This is a genomic window from Nocardia sp. NPDC001965 (assembly GCF_053594175.1).
In genome coordinates this window covers 34,393-54,856 of the sequence record NZ_JBSFDZ010000026.1, presented here as the reverse complement: position 1 = coordinate 54,856, position 20,464 = coordinate 34,393, and the positions used below count along the sequence as shown (strand labels likewise).

Sequence of the window (20,464 nt, the reverse complement as noted above, 5' to 3'; positions counted from 1 at the left end):
GTCACGGAAAAGGCGGGAGGCAATACGATCCCAGCCCGGCGCCGCTCCGGCGCCGGATCCACCGCGCCAGCCGGTCCGGGGTCTCGAGATGCGCCGCGTGCCCGGCGCCGGCGAGCACACGCCATTCGAGGCCCAGCGCGGCGCCGAGATCCCGGACCGATCGATGCCGAGCAGGCGGCGAATGCTGTCCCACGGTCAGGGTGATCCGATCCGCCGGCGTGGCCACCGGCCGGGGTTCGAACCCGCGGAACATCGCCAATTCCCCGGCGACGGTTTCGTGCGCGGCGACGGTGAGGTCCGGCGTCCAGCTCGTTCCGTAGAGCGCGCGGCCGAACCCCGCCACACCTGCCGACCGGAACGCCCGTGCGACATCGTCGAGCAATCCCGGCGCGAGCGATCCGGCCGCCGGTTCGTGCAGTAGTGCGCTCGCGAATCCGACTCCGCGGGCCGCCATCTCCAGGCCGAGGGTCGCGCCACCGCTCACGCCCACCACGATCGCGCCCTCGCACAGCGGCGTCAGGGCCGCGATCTCGGTGTCCATATCACCGGACTGGGGCCGGTCGGGAGCGTGCACCTCGACGGCCGGACCGAGTGCGGCGACGGTGGCCGCCCATACCCGGCTGTCGGTGGCCACCCCGTGGATCAGGACGACTCTCATGCGGTGACGGACTGTTTCCCGAGCGCCGCCAGCAGCTGATCGGAGGTGGCCACCGCACCGAAGATCCCGCCCTGCATGGTGACCATGCTCAGCGCCGCTTCGTGATGCTTTCGTTCGGTGGCGCCGGTGCAGTCGGACAGGATCAGGCATTCGTAGCCGCGATCGTTGGCTTCGCGCATGGTGGTGTGCACGCAGACGTCGGTGGTGATACCGGTGAGGACGATATGGGTGATCCCCGCGCTGCGCAGCAGCAGGTCGAGGTCGGTGGCGTAGAAGGCGCCCTTACCGGGTTTGTCGACCACCGGTTCGCCGGGAATCGGCGCGACCTCGGGGACGATCTCCCAACCGGGTTCGCCGCGCACCAGGATACGTCCGCACGGGCCCACACTGCCGATCTCCGCGCCGACCCGCGCCGAACGCCAGCGCTTGTTCGCGGGGAGATCGGCGAGATCGGGGCGGTGGCCTTCGCGAGTGTGGACAACTGTCAGACCGATTTCGCGGGCGGCGGCCAGGACCCGGGCGGTGGGCTCCAGACCGGCGCGGGTGAGGGACAGGTCGTAGCCCATCTGGTCGACATAGCCCCCGCGACCACAGAAATCGGTCTGCCAGTCGATGAGCAGCAGCGCCGTGCGGGCAGGGTCGATCGGGCCGTCGAAGGGCCAGGTGTACGGGGTCGCGTCCACGGTGGTGGGGGTCATGCGGTGAGCTCCTTCTCGCGTCGCGCGGTGAGGATCGCGCAGAGGGTGAGGATGATCGCGGCGGCCGCGAAGCCGAGGACGGCATCCGACAGCCAGGGTGCGAAATGATGGGTGAGCAGCGCGGCGACCGCGCCCCCCGCCCAGGCGGTGAAGGCGGGCCAGTGCCAGCGGGCACGGCGGTCGTGCGGGGCCGGCCCGAACCGGGGCAGGATCAGCTGGTCGAAGATGACCACGGCGCCGATCGGCGGCACGATCACACCCAGCAGCTCGAGCCACTGTTCGAAATACGACCAGATACCCGCGACTGCCAGCACGACCCCGGCGGCACCGAGGACGAGAGTGAGCCGACGCATCCGGCCGCCGGAGAGCTGGCTCCAGCCCACCGCGCCGTTGTAGAGGCAGTGCGCGCAGACCGAACCCAGATTGATGAAAACGAAGGCCACGGCCAGCGGAACCAGCACACCACCGTGGTCGACCAGCAGACCGAGGAAGTTACCGCCGTCGGCGGCAGGGTCGGCGCTGCCGCCGAGGGCGACCACGAGTCCGCCGATCACCAGGGCGATCGAATTACCCACCGGGAAAGCGGAAGCCGCGGCGAGGAAGGCCTCGCGGCCGTTGCGGGACCAGCGGGTGAAATCGCCGGTCATGGTGCCCGAGTCGATGAACGAGGCGATGACCAGGGTGACCGCCGCGCCGAAACTCATCGCGGCGGCGCCGGCCTGCCCCTGGTACGACGTGGGCGAACCGCCGCCGTCGGCCACGGCGAGCCCGACAGCGGCCGACCCGAGCACGATATAGACCGGTGCCGCGATCATGCCGATCGCCGACAGCGCCCGGATTCCGAGCAGGGTGACCGCGATGAAGCCGAGACCGGCGGCGAGTGCGGTGAACTGTTCGTGCCAGCCCAGGGTGTCGTGCAGGATCGCACCTGCCATCCCGGTCTGGAAGGCGAACCAGCCGATCACCACGGTCGCCAGGAAAGCGGACGGAATGAACGCCCCTGCCTTACCGAAGGTCTCGGCGGCGGACAGCGCGAAGTTCTTACCGGTGCGCCCGGCGATCACGCTGAGCGCGCCGACGTACAGCATCATGCAGATATTGCCCACGGCGATCGCGAGCAAGCCGAGCCAGAACCCGAGCGAGTACACAATGAGCCCGCCGAAGATGGCACAGGTCAGCACCATCGGGAATCCGAACCAGACCGCGGAGACCGAGGCCAGGCCGCGCCGGCGGTCGGCCGGGACCGCGACGTTCTCGAACTCCTCTATCGCCCAGTTCTTCTCGGGTTGGACCAACGTCGTAGTGCTCATGGCGTATCCGTCCCTTCGGGAGCGGGGATCTCGTAGATGACAGTGATGCTGCCGCCGCCCGGCGGGCCCTGGTGTTCGGCGCCGCCCGATACGTACACCGCGCCGTCACCCTTGAGGGCCGACAGCAGGCCGCCGACGGCCCCGCGGGCGTGGCGGGTGGCGTTGATATCGGAGTCGGTGAGCATGGTGTGCCGCAGGCCCCGCACCGAGCCACGGGGATCTGCTTCGGCCTTGGCGAAGATCTGCCGCACGGTGCCCCCCACCGCCGCCACCTGAGCCAGCAGTTGCTGCACCGCGGCCAGGTCGATCGCATCGGCCATCTGCCCGTGCAGGGCGCGCAGCGGGTTGGCCGCGGTCGGGCTCTCGGCGACCACCAGGACGTGACAGTCGTCGAGTTCGGCGCCCGCGCTCGCCGAGGCCCGGGCCGACCAGACATCGGCTTCGCCGGCCAGGGCGTGTAGTGCGGTCTCCCGATCGCATTCACCCAGCGCGACGGCGATACCGAGCGAACTCGCCGCCCGCGACCAGCCCATCGACGCGTAGGTGTCGTATGCCACGGGCGTCTCGCCCGCGGCATGGAGCGCGGTGATCTTGTCCGAGGTCAGCAGCGGGCATTTCACCAGCACCAGGTGGACATCGGCGGGGGTGACGCCTAGTTCGGCGACCAGTTTGCCCACCGTATCGGTGACAGTGTCGATCTGGTTCGCCCGCCCGATCTCCCCGGGGCCCAGTACCCGGCTGCGGCGCGCGGCCGCGACCAGGCCGCGATCGAAACCCCGATGGTGACGGTCGTCGCGGACGAACATGTTCACATGCGGGCTGAGCACCCCCTCGGTGCCGCCGGAGAACACGGTGACTGCGGCTTCCGGGATACGCGGTTCCCAGATCGCAGTCGCCAGAGTGCGGCTGAAATCGTTGACGCAGCCGTTGCCCTCGGTCTTGCCGATCACCGAGACGAGATCGCCGGTGCGGTATCCGGCAGCGGTCAGCGCTTCGAACGGGGCGGTATCGCCGGGATCGGTGGTGGGCACGGTCAACAGGGCGATACCGGTCATGCGACGGTCTCCTTCGGGGTGCGGGCAGGAGTGAGGTGGTTGAAGACGAGGTTGAGGACGAAGGCCACGATCACGGTGCTGGTGATGGCGCCGCCGGCGATGGTCCGGACCGACGAGGGGAGCCCCTCGTACACCTCGGGCGCGACCACCGGGATCATGCCGATACCCATGGCCAGCGACACCACCAGCAGGTTGTCGTTACGCGAGTAGTCGACTTTCGCGAGCGTGGCGATGCCGACCCCGGCCACGGTCGCGAACATGACCAGGCTCACCGAACCGATCACCGCGCCCGGCAGATTGGCGACCACTTCGCCCATCTTCGGTACCAGTCCGAGCGCCACCAGCAATCCACCCGCGACCGCGACCGCTCGGCGGCTCGACACCCCGGTCATCCGCACCAGGCTGACGTTCTGCGCGAAGATCGTGTCCGGGAACGAGGTCAGGAATCCGCCCAGTACGGCCGAGGCGCCGTCGGCGCCGAGCGCGCGGGCGAGCCGGTTCTGTTCCAGGGGGCGGCCCAGGTGATCGGCGGTGGCCATCAGGTAGGCGGTGGATTCGGTGAAGATCACGAGCATCACCAGGCACATCGAGATGATTCCGGCGATCGGGAAGGTGGGGGTGCCGAACAGGAACGGGTCCGGCAACCCGAACCAGTCGGCGGTGCCGACCGCGCTGAAATCGGTGAGGGAGAGCGCGGCGGCCGCGAGAGTGCCGAGCACGAGTGCGATCAGGATCGCGGACTGGGCGACGATGCCGCGGCCGTACCGCATCAGGACCACGATCAGCACGACCACCCCGACGGCCAGCGCCAGCGGGGCACCACCGGCCGGTTCGTCGCCGAAGGTCATGGATACGGCCTTGCCGATCAGCGACAAGCCGATCATCGTGACCGCCGCACCCCGCACCATCGGCGGGAAGAACCGCACCAGCTTGGAGAACGGGATCGCGACCAGCATGCCGAAGATCCCCGCCGCGATCATGGCGCCGTAGACGGCCGACAGTCCGTACTCCTCACCGATCAGGATCATCGGCGTCACCGCGGTGAAGGAGGCACCCGCCACCACCGGCATCCGGGCCCCGAGCAGTTTTCCGATACCGAGGGCCTGCACGAGGGTGATGACTCCGGCGACCAGGAGGTCGGCGTTCACCAGGGTGGCGATGGTCGAGGTGTCGAGCCCGAGGGCGGCGCCGAAGACCAGCGGGACCGCGACGCAACCGGTGTACATGACCAGCACGTGCTGGATACCGAAGAGCGTTGTGCGCCAGAAGGGTAGGCGAGTGGGTGGAGCCAGCGGCGGCGACTGGGTCGGGGCAGCGTCTGTGGACATGGGACCTGGCCTCGGGCAGAAGAAATAATCAACAACAGAATTTGTATACAAATACTGTTTCGCTGATGTTGCTCAAGGTTCCGTGCCGGTGAACTATGCAAGTGGCTGCGGAATGCGAAGAATTCTTGTATACAACCTTGACTTTTCTGTCGCCCCGCTCCGGGACGGTTCCGACCTGCTCAGGTCGAGGAACCCTCGGTGTCCATATCCTCGAGCAGCTCTTCGTCGCGGGCGATGTGTTCGTCCATCAGATAGCCCGCCTGCACCGGCGATCCGTTGAGAATCGCCTGGGCGATCGCGGCATGGTCACTCCAGGAGATATGGGTCCGGCTCTCCAGCCGCTGCCCGAAGATCCAGGACACCCGCTCGAGAATCTGCTCCAACATCGCCCGCAACTGCTGGTTGCCCGAGGCCTCGGCGACCAGCGTGTGGAACCGCAGGATCAACGGCGGCAGCTCGTCGTGGGCACGGCTGAGATCGGCCGACCGGCCCAGCTCCACCACCCGTTGCAGCTCGGCCGCCACTGCCCCGCCCCGTGACCGCGCGGCCAGCTGCGCGGCCAGCACCTCCAGCCCGCGCCGGATCTGCACCAACTCCCGCGCCGCCGCCCCCGACGGCGCCGACACCGTGGCTCCGCGATATCGCACCAGCGTGACGAAGCCCTCGCTCTGCAACTGCGACAGCGCCTCCCGGACCGGTACCCGGGAGACCCCGAACCGTTCCGCGAGGTCCACTTCGCGCAGCCGGTCACCGGGCGACAGCCGGCCGGCGAGGATGTCCTCGCGCACGGCATCGGCCACGGCGGCGCCGGGGGCGGTCCGGCCGGGATGCGGGGAAGTGGTCACGTGGTGAGAGTAGCGCCGTATGCGGCCGGGTTTTCCGGACACGACGGCCCGATCCAGCGGACCGGGTCTTGCTACTGTCGACGAATCGAGGCCATGCGAAAAGAGTTCGAGATGCTTGCCGGGCGCGAGATGTCCGTCGGGCAGCTCGCCGCGTGCCTGTCGGCGCGCCTGCCCGGCGATCGACGTTTCGTATTGGGTATCGCCGGCCCACCGGCGGCCGGGAAATCGACCTTGGCGGCGGGTCTGGTCGAAGCGCTGAACGCCGGCGGCCACGAGTCGGCAGCTGTCGCCCCGATGGACGGCTTCCATCTGACCTCCGCGGCACTGGCGGCGACCGGCAGCCTGCATCGAAAGGGCGAGCCGGACACCTTCGATGTGGCCGGCTTCGTATCCCGGCTTGCTGCGTTGCGCGCGGCGCCGCCGGGCAGTTGCGTGTCCTGGCCGACCTTCGATCGAGTGCGCAACGACCCAGTACCCGACGCAGTTGTGTTCACAACTCAACGAATCGCGGTGGTGGAGGGGAATTACCTGCTGCTCGACGAACCCGGCTGGCGCGAGGTCCGGAGGTTCCTCGACACCGTGTGGTACCTCGACGCCGCGGACGCCGTGATCGCGCCGCGCCTGCGAGATCGGCATCTGGCCGGAGGCAAGTCGGCCACCGAGACCGAGAACAAGATCTCACACAGCGATCTGCCGAATGCTCGTACGATCGCCGCCTCCCGCCCCCGGGCCGACGTACATCTGCGTGAGCGCAACGGCAGTTATCTCATCGAGGAACCTCGTCGAATACTCCGTTCCGCGCTCGGCCCCGGAGAACGTTTTCCGGCTTGAACCTGACGTAAGGTCAGGTTCTACCGTCGGCTACACCGGCGCACGGTGCACCGGTGGAAGTGGGATGAAACGGATGGACCAGCACGGAACCGAGCGGGTATGGAAGGTCGGTGAACTCGCGGCCGAGGCCGGACTGACGGTGCGGACGCTGCATCACTACGACCGCATCGGCCTGGTGGAGCCGGCGGGGCGGACCGGTACCGGCCACCGGCTCTACACCGCCGGCGATGTCGAGCGTCTCTATCAGGTGCTGGCCCTGCGTCAGCTCGGCCTGGGGCTGGACCGGATCACCGACCTGCTCGAAGGCACCGTGGCGATGACGCAGGTACTGTCCGCGCATCGTGACTACCTGGCCGCGCAACTGGCCGCGACCCGGGAACTCCATTCCCTGGTCGCGGCACTGGTAGCCGCCACGGCGGACAGCGGGCCGGACGCATCCACGGATCGCTTCCTGGAACTGATCAGGAGGACCGTCATGGTCGACGACACATTCAAAGAGTATTTCGACGAGGGCCAGCTGACGCAGCTCGCGCGGCGCCGGGAGGAACTCGGAGAAGATCACATCCGGCAGGTCGAAGCGGAATGGGGTGAGCTCATCCCGAAGGTCGACGCGGCGATCGCGGCGGGAATGGACCCCACCACCCCGGAGGCGCAGCGCATGGCGGCGCGGTGGATGGAACTCTTGGCAGGGTTCCACGGTGGTGACGAGGGTCTGCGCGACAGCCTCTACCGGATGCAGGCCGGTGAGGCCGACCAGATCGAGAGCGAGTTCTGCGGACCGTCACCCGCTCAGATCGAGTTCATCACGGCCGCGAACGCCGCCCGCCGATAGTGGGTTCGGCGGGTGGTGCCCGCCGGTCGAGGCCCGGAGACAGCAGAGGCGGCGAGTGGGGCGCGGGAGGACTTGCCGCGCCCCATGACATATGCCTCCGATATCCTTCTGGCGTTGATTTTCCACCGGCATTCGCGGCTGCGGTCCCGGAATCGGCCATTGAACCATTCGATGCGTCGTCCTGGCCGGAACGAGTCCGCGGACACACTTCATACCGTCATCGGCGGAGCAGGTGCGAAGGTAACCGGCAAGGATGCCAGGGAGCGATGGTAGGGTCCGGGCCGCCACTGCAGATCGCCGACAGGGACCGCCAGTTGTATATCGGGTAGTCCATCGAGCAATTGATCTATTGCCACCCGAGCGATAGTGGAGGATATGTCCTTCGCCGGGCAGGCGTGCGGCCCGGCGCCCCAGGCAAGATGGGACCGATTGGCGGTGAAATCTCCGGTTCGCACTGCGGGGTCGTTGTTACACGCTGACATGCTGATCAGCACAGGCTGATGCGCCGGCAACCACACGCCGTCGATGAGAATCGGCTGCCGCGGATAACTGAAGCAGAAGTTCGCCAGAGGCGGGTCGGTGAACAGCAACTCTTCCAGCGCGTCCACAGTCGAGAGGCTACCGCCGACCATCTCCCCGCCGAACCGGTCGTCGGTCAGCATCAGGCGCAACGTGTTCAAGATGAGGTTTACTGTCGGCTCGATACCCGCCCCGTATATGACGACGAGTTGGTGAATGACCTCCTCCTCGGTCAAGTTCGCACTGTGCTCGATCATCCGGGTAGTGATGTCGTTGCCGGGCTCGGCGATCCTGTGCACGGTCTGTTCGTGCAGCGCCGATTCCAAGATCGTGTTGCCCTCTTCGGCATCAGCGGACGTATCGAATACTGCGGCCATGCCCTGCGCGACGCGCGCCCCGATATCTGCCGAGCAACCGACCAAGGTGTTGAGGACCTCGAAGACGAGCGGATGCACGAACTCTTCGAGCAGATCGGCGTGTCCGGTAGTGCAGAAGGTGTTGATCAGCGGCACCGCGACCTTCTCGACCAATGCCTGCGCGCCGTGTAGGTCGATTCCGTTGATGGCGAAAGTGTTTGCCGACCGCAGCCGAGCATGCGCGGATCCGGAATTGCGGAGGGCGTTCGGCCGCCACTGCAACATCGGCCGGACCGGGCAGTCGAGCGGCACATTCGCCTCCCACATCCGGGGGTCGGCCGGAAAGTGCTCGGGATCGTGCAGAATCCGCTTCGCAGCCTCGTAGGTGACGACGAGGGTGGCCGGAACACCCGGTGCGATCTCCACAGGTGCCAGTGATCCGTACCGGTCCCGCAGCTGGAGGTATATGCGTTGCGGATCCGCGGCGAATTCCTTTGTATATAAAGCTACTCGTGGGCCGTCGTCGATCACCGAGCTGGGTACGATCGGGCAACCGTCAGGGGAAGACTGAGGCGTTTCCAGCGGCTGGTGGATAGACACAGAGAAACTCCAAACGAATCGATAGTTACCGAGGGAATTCGACGAAGGGGTGTCGGCCGGACCAGTGCCTACCGACAAGGAGGGGGAACACACGGGCGGCGAGTTCTGTTTCTCGGACCGGCGGTTGCAGATCGAGGACAGGAAACCGTCGGTTTTCACGGTGTGGCGAGAGACCACACGACTTCGGCCCGTACAGCCGGCCGACAGCACAATAGTAGGGTGCGCTGCTGGCCCGGGCTCTCCTTCGGTCGAAGCGATTGCGATCTGTGAGCAGAACTTCGCGGTGAGCCGTCTGCTCTTCCCGGGAAGTGGGCAAATACCCGGCAGGCATCATATCCGCAGATACCCCGGCCCGCAGCAGGAACCGTGACCGTCTCGCGGTGGTGCCGTAGCTGATTGCCGACTGTTCTCAGCAGGTTGTCGATACGTGCGCGCTGGGTTGGCTCTGTTGGTTACGGCTCCGCGTACGGGCTGTTTCGAAGAGGGTTAGTAGGTCCGCACGGGCGACGGTATGACCGGGCGCAGTACCGTCGTCGCCACGCGGTAGCGTGCCGGCCACCGCTGCGCGAACTACGGGTCGGGATGAGGTGAAGGTACGGCCCGAATCGACCAGCGTGCTGTCGGGATGTCCGGCGCGGGATCCGCGGACACACCCACCCACCCGCTCGCGGAAGCCGGGTTCCGCCGAAAGCGGTGAGCCATGCCGGGCGAGCGGGTGTGGCGTGATTCAGCTGGTGGAGGCGGTGGCGAACGGGGTTCCGGTGGCGGCTACCGGCCGGTCGACCGATCGGCGCCACAGACCCTTCTGCTCCAGGATCGGCAGGACGCCCTCGCCGAACCAGTACGCCTCCTCGACGTGCGGATAGCCGGAGAGGATGAAATGGGTGATACCGAGCCGCGAGTACTCGATGAGCCGTTCGGCCACCTCTTCGTGCGACCCGACCAGGGCCGTACCCGCCCCGCCGCGGACCAGGCCGACACCCGCCCACAGGTTCGGTGCGATCTCCAGCCGGTCGGTACGGCCACCGTGCAGCTCCAGCATGCGCCGCTGGCCTTCGGATTCGCTGCTCGCCAGGTTGGCCTGCACTCGTTCGATATCGGCCGGATCGATGCCCTGCAGCAGGCGGTCGGCTTCGGCCCAGGCGGCTTCGGAGGTGTCGCGGGTGATGACGTGCAGGCGGATACCGTAGTCGAGGGTGCGGTTGCGTTCGGCGGCGAGGCCGCGGATCCATTCCAGTTTCTTGCCGACCGCGACCAGCGGTTCACCCCAGGTCAGGTAGGTGTCGGCGTATTGCGCGGCGACCGGGCCGGCGGCGGCGGAGGAACCACCGAAGAAGACCGGCGGCACCGGGTCGGGATGGTTGTTGAGCAGCGCGTTGCGCACCTGGAGATGCCTGCCCTCGAAGCTGATCGGTTCCCGCGACTCCCACAGTTCGCGCACGATGTGCAGGAATTCACCGGTGCGCTCGTAGCGCTGCTCCTTGTTCAGGAAATCGCCGAACGCCTGCTGTTCGTGCGGTTCGCCGCCGGTGACCACGTTCAGCAGCAGCCGGCCCCGGGAGTGCCGCTGGTAGGTACCGGCCATCTGCGCGGCCAGCGTCGGGCTCACCAGGCCGGGCCGGAACGCCACCAGGAATTTCAGGGTTTCGGTGGTCTCCACCAGCATGGCGGTGGCCAGCCAGGCGTCCTCACACCAGGCGCCGGTCGGGGTGAGTACGGCCTCGAAACCGTTCTCCTCGGCCGCGCCCGCGATCTGGTTCAGGTAGCGCAGCGAGGCGGGACGGTCACCGGACATCGAGGTGCCGTGGCCACCGGCCATCAGGCCGCGCGAATCACCGTAGGTGGGTAGGAACCAGTGGAACGACAGACTCACCGAAAATTCTCCTTCGAGGGGCTCTGGAGTGGGTAGTGCGGTGGCCGAGCTCCTCGCCGGGCCGATCTGTGATCCTGACCGGTCGCGCCCGTCCTGTCACCGGTTGGAATCGGCGGGATTTTTTGCCCGCCGGTGTTTCGATCCGGCTGCGTGTAACCGGTGAGCGGGCCCGCGGCATCGGTGATCGTGGGCGGATGACTACCACCGCACAACCTGTCTCCGATACCGATCTGGACGCGGTGTTCGCGCCGATCTACGCCGATATCGCGGCCGGCGCGGTCGAGCGCGAGATCGACCGCCGGCTCGCCCACGACGAAGTGCACCGCTTGCGCGCGGCGCGGTTCGGCGCGCTCCGGGTGCCGGTCGAATACGGCGGCTACGGGGCGAGCGTGCGCCAGCTTTTCCGGCAGTTGATCGAACTGGCGGCGGCCGAATCGAATCTGCCGCAGGCGCTGCGCGTGCATTTCGTCTTCGTGGAGGACCAGCTCCTCGCCGAGGCCGGGCCGGCACGGGAACAGTGGTTGCGCAAGGTCTCCGAGGGGACGCTGGTCGGTAATGCGATCACCGAACCCGGTGTCGGCGCGGTGGGCCGGTATCGGACGCGCCTGACGCAGTCCGGCGCCGGCTGGGTGCTCGACGGGACGAAGTACTACAGCACCGGATCGCTGTACTCCGACCACATCCTGGTCGCCGCCGACCGGGACGGCGAACGCGTCAGCGTTCTGGTGGACGCCGACGCCGAGGGGGTACGCCGGCACGACGACTGGGACGGTTTCGGGCAGCGGCTGACCGCCAGCGGCACCACCGAGTTCACCGGTGTCGCGGTGCCGCCGGAGCGGATCCTCGGACCCGGCTACGGTGACGCGGGCGCGACGTACTCGACCTCCTACCTGCAGCTCTTCCAGCTCGCGGTGCTGGCCGGGATCGCGCAGCGCGCCGAACGCGACACCCGGGAGTGGGTCGCCGCCCGTCGTCGCGGCTATACCCATTCCGCCGCCGATCTGCCCCGCCACGATCCGCTGGTACAGCAGGTGATCGGGCGGTTGTCGGCCGCGTCGTTCGGCGCTCGCGCGAGCGTCTTGGCCGTCGCCGATGTGCTCGACGAGGTGCTCGCCGCCGGAGCCACCGAGGAGCAGGGCCTGATCGACGCCGAACTGGCCGCCGCCCAGGCGCAACTCGGCGTGATCGATACCGTGCTGGCCGCCACCACGCAGCTGTTCGAGGTGGGCGGGGCCTCCATCACCTCCGAAGGGCTGCGGCTGGACCGGCACTGGCGCAACGCGCGCACCATCTCGGTGCACAACCCGGCCATCCAGAAAGCGCGGGCCATCGGCGACCATCTGCTCAACGGCACCCAGCTGCCGTTCGCCTGGAGCGCGGGGGAGCGCAAGCCCGCGGACGAGGCACGCTGATGACCCGGCGGATCCGATTCAACGCTTTCGATATGAACTGCGTCGCCCACCAGTCTCCCGGGCTGTGGCGGCATCCCGACGATCGATCGCACCGGTACAAGGAACTGAGCTACTGGACCGAACTGGCCGCGCTGCTGGAACGCGGCCGGTTCGACGGACTGTTCATCGCCGATGTGCTGGGTACCTACGATGTGTACGGCGGCGACGATCGCGCGGCACTGCGCCACGGCGCGCAGATACCGGTGGCCGATCCACTGCTGCTGGTGTCGGCGATGGCCGCGGTGACCGAACATCTCGGCTTCGGGATCACCACCGGGACCGGTTTCGAACATCCGTATCCGTTCGCCCGCCGGTTGTCCACCCTCGATCATCTGACCGGCGGTCGGATCGGCTGGAACGTCGTCACCGGATATCTGCCCTCGGCGGCCCGGAATTTCGGGGACGACGACCAACTCGACCACGACGATCGCTACGACCGGGCCGACGAATATCTGGAAGTGCTCTACAAACTGTGGGAGGGGTCCTGGGAGGACGACGCCGTCGTCCGGGACCCGGTGCGCAATATCTATGTGGACCCCGCAAAGGTGCATCACATCGGCCACAGCGGAAAGCACTACACGGTTCCCGGCGTGCACCTGTCCGAGCCGTCGCCGCAGCGCACACCGGTGATCTTCCAGGCAGGTGCCTCCCCGCGCGGTGTGCGGTTCGCCGCCGAGAACGCCGAGGCGATCTTTGTCGCCGCACCGTCGAAACGAGTGCTCACGCAGACGGTGTCCGGTATCCGCGACGCGCTCGCGGCGGCTGGTCGCGACCGGCACGCCGCTCGGATCTACGCGCTGGCCACGATCATCACCGACGCCACCGATGCGGCGGCGCAGCGCAAACACGAGGACTACCTGTCCTACGCCAGCGTCGAGGGCGGGCTGGTGTTCATGTCCGGCTGGATGGGGATCGACCTGTCCCGCTACAACCTCGACGATCCGATCGGCGAGGTGGAGAGCAATGCGATCCGCTCGGCGGTGGCCGCGTTCCAGGAATTCGACGACGACGGCCGGGAGTGGACCGTCCGCGATATCGGGCGGTGGGCCGGGATCGGCGGGATCGGTCCGGTGTTCGTCGGTTCCGGCGAGACGGTGGCCGACCGGTTACAGGAGTGGGCAGACGACACCGATGTGGACGGGTTCAATCTCGCCTACGCCATCACGCCCGGGACCTTCGAGGACATCATCGAGCATGTGATACCCGTCCTGACCGAACGTGGTGCCTACGCTACGGAATACGTACCGGGTACTCTGCGCAACGCGCTGTTCGAGCGCGGCGACCGGTTGCCGGCGGAGCATCGCGGCGCGCGGTACCGGGTGGGCGGTCCCGGGTCCACGGCACTGCCGGAGGCAGTGTCGCGGAACATCTCCGAAGAACTCGTCACCTGATCGCGATCCCGCTCACCACACCCTGCCGGTGGCGCGGAATTCCGCCATGGACATCCCGCGCCGCCGCCGGACCAGGTTGCGCAGGGTGCCGCCGTTGAGATATCCGACCCGCGCGGCCACCGTATCGACCGTCTGGGTTGTAGTGCGCAGTAGCTGCGCGGCGTGTTCCAGCCGGATATCGTCCACGAAATCGCGCGGTGATCTGCCGAGTTCGGCCTGGGTGGCCCGTTGCAGGCTGCGTTCGGTGACACCCAGTTCGGCTGCTGCGCGGGAAATCCGGAATCCCTCTCCGATATGTTCGCGGACCCAGCGTTCGAAGGCAGCGGTCACCGAATCGCCGGCCGCTACGACCTCGGAAACGGCGAAGTCGGCCTGGGTCTTCCGGTTCCCTGCGGCGAGGTACCTGGCGACGAGATCGGCGAGCGCGGGGCTCTGCGAGTGCACGAACGACAGTGCCAGATCCAGATGCGACAGCGCTGCACCGGCGGTGGTCACTCGATCGCCCCGGCACAGCGTCGCGCTTTCGTCGAGCAGGACCCGCGGGTAGCGGCGGCGGAAGCTCGGGCCCAGCCACCAGCTGGTGGTCGCCCGGCTCCCGTTCAGCACGCCCGCCTCGGCCAGCAGGAAGGTGCCCGTGCAGGCGGCGCCGAACGATGCGCCCGCCGCGTGGGCATCGCTGATCCGTTCCAGAAAGGCTGCGTGCTCCGGAGCCGACACCAGGCGGATCAGCTCCTCGGCCCCGAGAACGTTCATCGCGGGTACCAGCAGCAGTCCCGGATTCGGTGGGAGGTCGTCCAGCGCGACGGTGGGCACGGTGTGACCGTGACCGGTGCGGATCGCGCTGCCCAGCGAGGCGACCCGGACCTGCCACGGTTCGGGCGACGCGCCCAGCGTCTCGCGGAGCGCGTTCGCCGTGGTGAAGGTTTCGAGCAGGGCGGACAGACCGAAATCGGCGACACCATCCACGACGAAAATGGTCACGTTCATGTCGGGAATAGTACGAAAGATGTCGGCTCCGACGCTCCTGTCCCGATCGGATGGGCCATAGGCTCAGCCGGTGGAGATACTCACCGGGCCGACCGGTCGGTTGTCCCCACGTCGACGTCCAGCACCACACCCTTCCGGAGTGCATATGTCCGTCCTCGCCACACACGGCCCCCACCACATCCGCCTGACCGTGACCGATATCGACCGGTCCCGCGATTTCTACCGTGACGTGCTGGGATTCGAAATCGTCGCACAATCGCCGGGCCGTCCGGAAGATCCGGAGGTCCGCACCGATCCGTACCGGCTCTACGGTGGCTGCGTTTTCCGGGCCGGAGCGATGCTGCTGGGCCTGCGCCCGGTCGCGCCGGCCGGTGATTCGTTCGACTCGGAGCGGGTCGGCCTGGATCACCTGAGCTTCTCGGTGGATTCGAAGCAGGACCTGTTCACCGCGGCCGAACGATTGAGAGCAGCGGGAATCAGCCACGGCGAGGTCATCGATATGGACCAGTTCGGTATCGCGATCCTGTCGTTCGACGACCCGGACGGGATCCACCTCGAACTCACGGCCCCGCTGTGAGACCGGCACTGCGTGGGCCGCGCGCGGTGGCGATCGGCGGTTGCGATCGGCATGCCACCGGGGTGTCCGTACCGGCCCGGTCCACCCGCCGGGATCCGTGGAACGAACTGTCCGGAGCCGAACGCGTGGTCGCCGTCCTGGCCGCCGCGGGCTGGACCAACGTCGCCATCGCCGACCGCCGTGGCACCTCGGTGCGGACCACCGAAGCGCAACTGGCGGCCGTACTGCGCAAACTGGTGATCGGCTCGCGGCGCGAGATCATCGAGTTCGTCCCCGACGAACTACTCCCCGATGTGCGCTACGAGGCCGGCCGCCGGGCGCCCCGGCGCCGGCGGTATCACCGCATCCGGACCTGACACCGAACGGCACCGGGGCCGGGGCAGGTAGCCGCCCGGGCCCTCAGATTCGCGTCGGCGACGCCAGGAACACCCCGGCGATCGATTCGAGCCCGTGCCGGTCGATCTCGTCGAATCGGCCGGCACGCGGACTGTCCAGATCGAGAACGCCGAGCAGGTCGCCCTCGTGGACCAGCGGCACCACGATCTCTGAACGACTGTCGGCGTCGCAGGCGATATGGCCGGGGAATTCGTGCACATCGGCGACCAACTGGGTCCGGCGGGTGTGTGCGGCGGTCCCGCACACACCCGCACCCAGCGCGATCCGCACACAGGCCGGTTTGCCCTGGAACGGTCCGACGACGAGTTCACGGCCGTCATAGAAGTAGAAACCGGCCCAGTTCACCTCCGCCAGACTGTGGTAGAGCAGCGAACTCAGATTGGCGGCGTTGGCGATCCGGTCGGATTCGCCGGTCAGCAGGGCGGCAGCCCGCTCGGTGAGTTGCCGGTAACCCTCGGCGCGGTCGCCGGTCAGCGGTACGAGGTCGAACGTCATGAACGGATGGTAGGGCGCGCGCACCGCGCCCGGCCCGGCCGAAACCGTCGATGGTGCCACGAAAACGGCTGCAATGCGGCATTGTCCGGCATCAACTCGCGGTGAGTGTAAAGGTGCAGTACGGCGGCAAGGATCGTGACCATGACGCTATGACTACGCAGAACACTTCCCACCGCAGCGCCGCCGTGATCGGGGCCGGACAGACCGGCGTCACCGCGGCGCTCGGCCTGCTCGACGCCGGGTTCACGGTCACCGTCTACAGCGACAAGGACCAGCGTGACCTGCGGGACAAAGTACCCGCCACCGGGACCGCGCTGATCTTCGGTGAGGCCCAGGCCGCCGAAGAAGCGCTCGGCCTGCCCACCTATCTCGACCGCGCCCCGCTGCACAGCGGTCTCACCGTCCGCGTCGCCGGTGGTGGCGAGGAACTGATCGCGTTCGACGGCGCGTTCGACGGTTTCCACGGGCTCGCCGTCGATACCCGGCTCAAGGCCGACGAACGGCTCACCGCGTTCCTGGAGCGCGGCGGCCGGTTCGTCGTCGACCAGGTGACGCCCGAACGGCTCGACCCGATCGCCGCCGACAACGATCTCACCCTGGTCGCGACCGGCCGCGGCGGTCTCTCCCAGCTGTTCGCGGTGGACGAGACGCGCACCGTGTACGACGCGCCGCAGCGCAGCCTGCTGACCGTCACGGTCACGGGTCTACCGCACGACGAGTCGGTGTTCGCCCATCGCAGCCCGGCCGGTGGCGGCCGCAGCGGTTTCTCCATCGTCGCCGAGGAAGGCGAGGCGTGGTGGGGGCCGTACCTGCACAAGGACGCGGGGCCGGCCTGGGCGTTCCTGGGCTGGGCACGGCCGGGTGGTGACTGGGAGAAGCGCTTCGCCGCCGCCGATTCCGCGGAATCGGCGCACCGGATCGTCACCGACCTCTACCGCGACTACCTCGACTGGGACCTGCCCGAAGTACTCGCCACGAAGGTGATCGCCGACGATCCGCACTCCTGGCTGAAGGGTGCCGTCCGGCCGCTGTTCCGGCGCGGTGTCGGGCACACCACGAGCGGCCGGCCGGTGGCGGCGCTCGGGGATACCGCCGTGGCGTACGACCCGATCGCCGGGCAGGGTGCGCAGAGCGGACTCATCCAGGCGCAGCGCCTGGTCGCGGCGGCCGCGGCACACGAGGGGGCGTTCGACGACGCGTGGATCACCACACAGTACGAGGCGTTCCTCGACGCCCGCGCCGAGGACGCGGCCAAGGTCACCCGGTTGTTCCTCAGTGATCCCGAATTCGCCGAGATCGGCGGACAGTTCTTCAGCGCGGCGGCGGCCGATCCGCGGTTCGCCTCGGCGCTCGTGGGCACACTGCACCGCCCGCAGGCGGCCCGCTCGGTGAATTCGGTGGCCGACGCGCACGACCTCATCGCGCAGGTCACCGGTGAGGACGCGGCCACCGTACTGGGCCGGTTCCGGCCGGCCGGGCGGTTCAGCCGGTCGCAGTACGACGCAGCCGCTGCGACCTCCGCCTGACCGCCACACCGAACCCCGGCGACCCGGCGGCCACGGTGCCGCCGGGGCACCGGCTGCGAGCCCGGGTACCGACCGCGGGTCGCCGGTGCCCGGGTGCGGGTCGCGAGTCGCGGGCGGCCGCCGCTGGCACACGCCCGCCTTCCGGGATGCGATCCCGCAGATTCAAAACCTCGTACCACCTCCGGCCGCGCTGGTGAACTGTTCTCGCGCCGGGCGCAGCAGTTGCGGCGCCCGGCGACCAGACGATGCGATACCTCCGCCTTCGCTGCGGCCTCCGCGGACCGCATCCAACCGTTCGAGGGAGGCTCGATGATGCGATACCTCCGCCTTCGCTGCGGCCTCCGCGGACCGCATCCAACCGTTCGAGGGAGGCTCAATGAGTACTGAGAAGATCAGCGACCAGGTTCGGTTCGCCTACTGGGTGCCCAATGTCAGCGGCGGTCTGGTGACCAGCGAGATCGAACAACGCACCGGCTGGGATTTCGAGTACAACAAGAAGCTCGCGCAGACCGCCGAACGCAACGGATTCGACTACGCGCTCTCCCAGGTCCGCTACACCGCGTCCTACGGGGCGGAATTCCAGCACGAATCCACCTCGTTCAGTTTGGCGTTGCTCGGTGCCACCGAACGGTTGAAGGTGATCGCGGCCGTACATCCCGGTCTGTGGCATCCCGCCGTTCTCGCCAAATTCGGCGCCACCGCCGACCATCTCTCCGGCGGCCGGTTCGCCATCAATGTGGTGTCCGGCTGGTTCGCCGGGGAGTTCACCGCGCTCGGTGAACCGTGGCTCGAACATGATGAGCGGTACCGGCGCAGCGCCGAATTCCTCGAGGTGATCCGCAAGATCTGGACCGAGGACGAGGTGAACTACGGTGGCGATTTCTACCGGATCCGCGATTTCACGCTCAAACCCAAACCGCTCAACACCCCCGAACGACCGAATCCCGAACTGTTCCAAGGAGGTAACTCGAGTGCGGCGCGTCGCAACGGTGGCCGCTACGCCGACTGGTACTTCTCCAACGGCAAGGATTTCGACGGCGTCACCGAACAGCTCGACGACCTCCGTACTGTCGCCCGGGCCCACGACCGCGAAGTGAAATTCGGTCTCAACGGTTTCATCATCGCCCGCGATACCGAACGCGAAGCCCACGACACCCTGCGCGAGATCATCGACAAGGCGAACAAACCCGCGGTCGAGGGTTTCCGGGACGCGGTTCAGCAGGCCGGTGCCGCCACTCGCGACGGCAAAGGGATGTGGGCGGATTCGAGCTTCGAGGATCTGGTCCAGTACAACGACGGTTTCCGGACGAAGCTGATCGGTACGCCCGAGCAGGTCGCCGAGCGGATCGTCGCCTACCGCGATCTCGGCGTGGACCTCATCCTGGGCGGCTTCCTGCACTTCCAGGAGGAGATCGAGTACTTCGGCGCGAAGGTGCTGCCGCTGGTGCGTGAACTGGAGGCCGCGCGACGACCCGCCGCGGTGGCGGGGCGATGACCGCCGTCGGAGCCGCCCGCATCACCTCGGCGGAGCAGGCCCGCACGGTCGCCGCGGCGCTCGCGGCCGAATTCGCGGTGGATGCCGCCCAGCGTGACCGGGAGCGCGCGCTGCCCTTCGCCGAGGTGCGCAAACTCGCGGCCAGTGGTCTGCTCGCCGTGACGGTGCCCGCGAGCCACGGTGGCGCCGAGCTGCCGCCCAGCGCGGTCGCCGAGGTGGTGCGGCTGCTCGCGATCGCCGATCCCAATATCGCGCAGATCCCGCACAGCCATTTCGTCTACGTGAACCTGCTGAAGCTGGCCGGTTCGGCCGAACAGCAACACCGCTATCTGACCGCCGTACTGGACGGTGCCCAGATCGCGAACGCGCAATCCGAACGCGGCGGTGCGACGGTCGCCGATATCGCCACCACGGTCCGGCCGCTCACCGAGGGGCAGCGGTTCCGGATCGACGGGGTGAAGTACTACTGCACCGGTTCGCTGTTCGCCGACTTCCTGGCTGTGCTGACCAGGCTGGACGATTCCACCGGTGGGTCCGGATTACCGCCCGGCCAATATGTCGTCTTCCTTCCGTCCGATACCCCCGGGGTCCGGATCGTGGACGACTGGAACGGGTTCGGTCAGCGCACCACCGGCAGTGGGACCGTGTCGTTCGACAATGTCGTGGTCGAACGTGCTCAACTCGTCGCCCGCACCGCCGCTGTGGACGAACCGACCGCCTACGGTGCCTCCGCCCAACTGCTGCACGCGGCCATCGACGCCGGGATCGCCCGCGGGGCACTCACCGCCGCCGCCGGATTCGCCCGCGACCGCAGCCGGCCGTGGTTCGAGGCGAAAGTGGACCGGGCCGTCGACGATCCGCTGCTCATCCAGCGGTTCGGTGAACTGGCCGTGGCCGTATCCGCGGCCGAGGCGACACTGGCCGTGGCCGGTGCCGCGGTCGATGCTGCGCTCGGTGCGCCGGAACGGGTGGCCGACGCCTCGATCGCCGTCGCGACGGCCAAGGTCCTGGCGGATCGGGCCGCCACCGAGGTCTCCAGCGCGCTGTTCGAAACCGGCGGGACGCGCAGTGCCGCCGACGATCTCAATCTGCATCATTTCTGGCGTAATGCCCGGACCCACACCCTGCACGATCCGGTCCGGTGGAAGTACCAGCACATCGGCCGGACTCTCCTGCACGGTAGTCCGCCGCCGTTGCACGGGGTGATCTGACCCGGACGCCCCGCCCGGCGAGAAGTGCTC

The 20,464-nt window shown here is 68.0% G+C and carries 19 protein-coding genes; 9 read left to right on the top strand and 10 right to left on the bottom strand.

Annotated elements, in window-relative coordinates; translation table 11 throughout:
• Position 1 precedes the first annotated feature (1 nt).
• From ACWCPQ_RS27140 to ACWCPQ_RS27115, 6 genes are all read right to left on the bottom strand, one after another.
• Positions 2–658: an alpha/beta fold hydrolase gene (locus ACWCPQ_RS27140; protein ID WP_449903906.1), complete on the bottom strand. Its 657-nt coding sequence runs from the start codon at positions 656–658 to the stop codon at positions 2–4.
• Positions 655–1,356 carry a biuret amidohydrolase gene (biuH, locus tag ACWCPQ_RS27135; protein WP_449903904.1) on the bottom strand — a complete coding sequence of 234 codons (702 nt, stop codon included), beginning with the start codon at positions 1,354–1,356 and terminating at the stop codon, positions 655–657. The genes ACWCPQ_RS27140 and biuH overlap by 4 nt, the downstream gene beginning before the upstream one ends.
• Entirely contained in the window at positions 1,353–2,666 is a 1,314-nt protein-coding gene (locus ACWCPQ_RS27130) for a cytosine permease (protein WP_449903901.1), read from the bottom strand. The genes biuH and ACWCPQ_RS27130 overlap by 4 nt, the downstream gene beginning before the upstream one ends.
• Entirely contained in the window at positions 2,663–3,721 is a 1,059-nt protein-coding gene (atzD, locus tag ACWCPQ_RS27125; protein ID WP_449903899.1) for a cyanuric acid amidohydrolase, read from the bottom strand. The genes ACWCPQ_RS27130 and atzD overlap by 4 nt, the downstream gene beginning before the upstream one ends.
• Positions 3,718–5,049 carry a nucleobase:cation symporter-2 family protein gene (locus tag ACWCPQ_RS27120; protein WP_449903896.1) on the bottom strand — a complete coding sequence of 444 codons (1,332 nt, stop codon included), beginning with the start codon at positions 5,047–5,049 and terminating at the stop codon, positions 3,718–3,720. The genes atzD and ACWCPQ_RS27120 overlap by 4 nt, the downstream gene beginning before the upstream one ends.
• A 179-nt stretch (positions 5,050–5,228) precedes the next feature.
• Complete coding sequence (locus ACWCPQ_RS27115; RefSeq protein ID WP_449903894.1) at positions 5,229–5,894, bottom strand: GntR family transcriptional regulator; 666 nt, start codon at positions 5,892–5,894, stop codon at positions 5,229–5,231.
• Positions 5,895–5,987: 93 nt separating this feature from the next.
• Between ACWCPQ_RS27115 and ACWCPQ_RS27110 the strand changes: the two genes are divergently transcribed.
• Both ACWCPQ_RS27110 and ACWCPQ_RS27105 read left to right on the top strand, forming a co-directional pair.
• Positions 5,988–6,725, top strand: a complete 738-nt coding sequence (locus ACWCPQ_RS27110; protein WP_449903892.1) for a nucleoside/nucleotide kinase family protein — start codon at positions 5,988–5,990, stop codon at positions 6,723–6,725.
• 64 nt (positions 6,726–6,789) lie between these two features.
• Positions 6,790–7,557 (top strand): MerR family transcriptional regulator, encoded by a 768-nt coding sequence (locus tag ACWCPQ_RS27105; RefSeq protein ID WP_449903889.1) that lies wholly within the window; start codon positions 6,790–6,792, stop codon positions 7,555–7,557.
• 209 nt (positions 7,558–7,766) lie between these two features.
• Here the strand turns inward: ACWCPQ_RS27105 and ACWCPQ_RS27100 are convergent, their stop codons facing one another.
• Both ACWCPQ_RS27100 and ACWCPQ_RS27095 read right to left on the bottom strand, forming a co-directional pair.
• A complete protein-coding gene (locus ACWCPQ_RS27100) occupies positions 7,767–9,032 on the bottom strand; it encodes a cytochrome P450 (RefSeq protein ID WP_449903886.1) in 1,266 nt (421 codons plus the stop codon).
• A gap of 727 nt (positions 9,033–9,759) precedes the next feature.
• Complete coding sequence (locus ACWCPQ_RS27095; RefSeq protein WP_449903884.1) at positions 9,760–10,905, bottom strand: LLM class flavin-dependent oxidoreductase; 1,146 nt, start codon at positions 10,903–10,905, stop codon at positions 9,760–9,762.
• A gap of 194 nt (positions 10,906–11,099) precedes the next feature.
• Between ACWCPQ_RS27095 and ACWCPQ_RS27090 the strand changes: the two genes are divergently transcribed.
• The gene (locus ACWCPQ_RS27090) at positions 11,100–12,317 is read left to right on the top strand and encodes an acyl-CoA dehydrogenase family protein (protein ID WP_449903882.1); all 1,218 of its coding nucleotides are present in this window, start codon (positions 11,100–11,102) and stop codon (positions 12,315–12,317) included.
• Complete coding sequence (locus ACWCPQ_RS27085) at positions 12,317–13,747, top strand: LLM class flavin-dependent oxidoreductase (RefSeq protein WP_449903880.1); 1,431 nt, start codon at positions 12,317–12,319, stop codon at positions 13,745–13,747. Before ACWCPQ_RS27090 ends, ACWCPQ_RS27085 begins: the two co-directional genes overlap by 1 nt.
• A 12-nt stretch (positions 13,748–13,759) precedes the next feature.
• Here ACWCPQ_RS27085 and ACWCPQ_RS27080 read toward each other — a convergent pair whose 3' ends face one another.
• Positions 13,760–14,734, bottom strand: a complete 975-nt coding sequence (locus ACWCPQ_RS27080; protein ID WP_449903877.1) for a GlxA family transcriptional regulator — start codon at positions 14,732–14,734, stop codon at positions 13,760–13,762.
• Positions 14,735–14,879: 145 nt separating this feature from the next.
• On the opposite strand from ACWCPQ_RS27080, the gene ACWCPQ_RS27075 reads away from it, so the two are divergent.
• On the top strand, positions 14,880–15,311 hold the full coding sequence (locus ACWCPQ_RS27075; RefSeq protein WP_449903875.1) for a VOC family protein: 432 nt from the start codon (positions 14,880–14,882) through the stop codon (positions 15,309–15,311).
• Entirely contained in the window at positions 15,308–15,667 is a 360-nt protein-coding gene (locus ACWCPQ_RS27070; RefSeq protein ID WP_449903874.1) for a helix-turn-helix domain-containing protein, read from the top strand. The genes ACWCPQ_RS27075 and ACWCPQ_RS27070 overlap by 4 nt, the downstream gene beginning before the upstream one ends.
• A 43-nt stretch (positions 15,668–15,710) precedes the next feature.
• Here ACWCPQ_RS27070 and ACWCPQ_RS27065 read toward each other — a convergent pair whose 3' ends face one another.
• On the bottom strand, positions 15,711–16,202 hold the full coding sequence (locus ACWCPQ_RS27065) for a GAF domain-containing protein (RefSeq protein WP_449903872.1): 492 nt from the start codon (positions 16,200–16,202) through the stop codon (positions 15,711–15,713).
• Positions 16,203–16,351: 149 nt separating this feature from the next.
• Here ACWCPQ_RS27065 and ACWCPQ_RS27060 point away from each other — a divergent pair, with 149 nt between their 5' ends.
• From ACWCPQ_RS27060 to ACWCPQ_RS27050, 3 genes are all read left to right on the top strand, one after another.
• Complete coding sequence (locus tag ACWCPQ_RS27060; RefSeq protein ID WP_449903869.1) at positions 16,352–17,728, top strand: styrene monooxygenase/indole monooxygenase family protein; 1,377 nt, start codon at positions 16,352–16,354, stop codon at positions 17,726–17,728.
• A gap of 376 nt (positions 17,729–18,104) precedes the next feature.
• Positions 18,105–19,223, top strand: coding sequence for a dimethylsulfone monooxygenase SfnG (gene sfnG, locus ACWCPQ_RS27055; RefSeq protein ID WP_449903867.1), 1,119 nt, complete (start codon positions 18,105–18,107; stop codon positions 19,221–19,223).
• Positions 19,220–20,434, top strand: coding sequence for an SfnB family sulfur acquisition oxidoreductase (locus ACWCPQ_RS27050; RefSeq protein WP_449903865.1), 1,215 nt, complete (start codon positions 19,220–19,222; stop codon positions 20,432–20,434). The genes sfnG and ACWCPQ_RS27050 overlap by 4 nt, the downstream gene beginning before the upstream one ends.
• The last annotated feature ends 30 nt before the right edge of the window (positions 20,435–20,464 follow it).

Excerpts from the sequence above, each read along its gene's own strand:
- ACWCPQ_RS27060 (WP_449903869.1), top strand. The coding sequence starts at position 16,352 with ATGACTACGCAGAACACTTCCCACCGCAGCGCCGCCGTGATCGGGGCC.
- ACWCPQ_RS27130 (WP_449903901.1), bottom strand. The coding sequence starts at position 2,666 with ATGAGCACTACGACGTTGGTCCAACCCGAGAAGAACTGGGCGATAGAG.
- biuH (WP_449903904.1), bottom strand. The coding sequence starts at position 1,356 with ATGACCCCCACCACCGTGGACGCGACCCCGTACACCTGGCCCTTCGAC.
- ACWCPQ_RS27075 (WP_449903875.1), top strand. The coding sequence starts at position 14,880 with ATGTCCGTCCTCGCCACACACGGCCCCCACCACATCCGCCTGACCGTG.
- sfnG (WP_449903867.1), top strand. The coding sequence starts at position 18,105 with ATGAGTACTGAGAAGATCAGCGACCAGGTTCGGTTCGCCTACTGGGTG.
- atzD (WP_449903899.1), bottom strand. The coding sequence starts at position 3,721 with ATGACCGGTATCGCCCTGTTGACCGTGCCCACCACCGATCCCGGCGAT.
- ACWCPQ_RS27110 (WP_449903892.1), top strand. The coding sequence starts at position 5,988 with ATGCGAAAAGAGTTCGAGATGCTTGCCGGGCGCGAGATGTCCGTCGGG.
- ACWCPQ_RS27065 (WP_449903872.1), bottom strand. The coding sequence starts at position 16,202 with ATGACGTTCGACCTCGTACCGCTGACCGGCGACCGCGCCGAGGGTTAC.
- ACWCPQ_RS27105 (WP_449903889.1), top strand. The coding sequence starts at position 6,790 with ATGAAACGGATGGACCAGCACGGAACCGAGCGGGTATGGAAGGTCGGT.
- ACWCPQ_RS27080 (WP_449903877.1), bottom strand. The coding sequence starts at position 14,734 with ATGAACGTGACCATTTTCGTCGTGGATGGTGTCGCCGATTTCGGTCTG.
- ACWCPQ_RS27140 (WP_449903906.1), bottom strand. The coding sequence starts at position 658 with ATGAGAGTCGTCCTGATCCACGGGGTGGCCACCGACAGCCGGGTATGG.
- ACWCPQ_RS27050 (WP_449903865.1), top strand. The coding sequence starts at position 19,220 with ATGACCGCCGTCGGAGCCGCCCGCATCACCTCGGCGGAGCAGGCCCGC.
- ACWCPQ_RS27085 (WP_449903880.1), top strand. The coding sequence starts at position 12,317 with ATGACCCGGCGGATCCGATTCAACGCTTTCGATATGAACTGCGTCGCC.
- ACWCPQ_RS27120 (WP_449903896.1), bottom strand. The coding sequence starts at position 5,049 with ATGTCCACAGACGCTGCCCCGACCCAGTCGCCGCCGCTGGCTCCACCC.
- ACWCPQ_RS27090 (WP_449903882.1), top strand. The coding sequence starts at position 11,100 with ATGACTACCACCGCACAACCTGTCTCCGATACCGATCTGGACGCGGTG.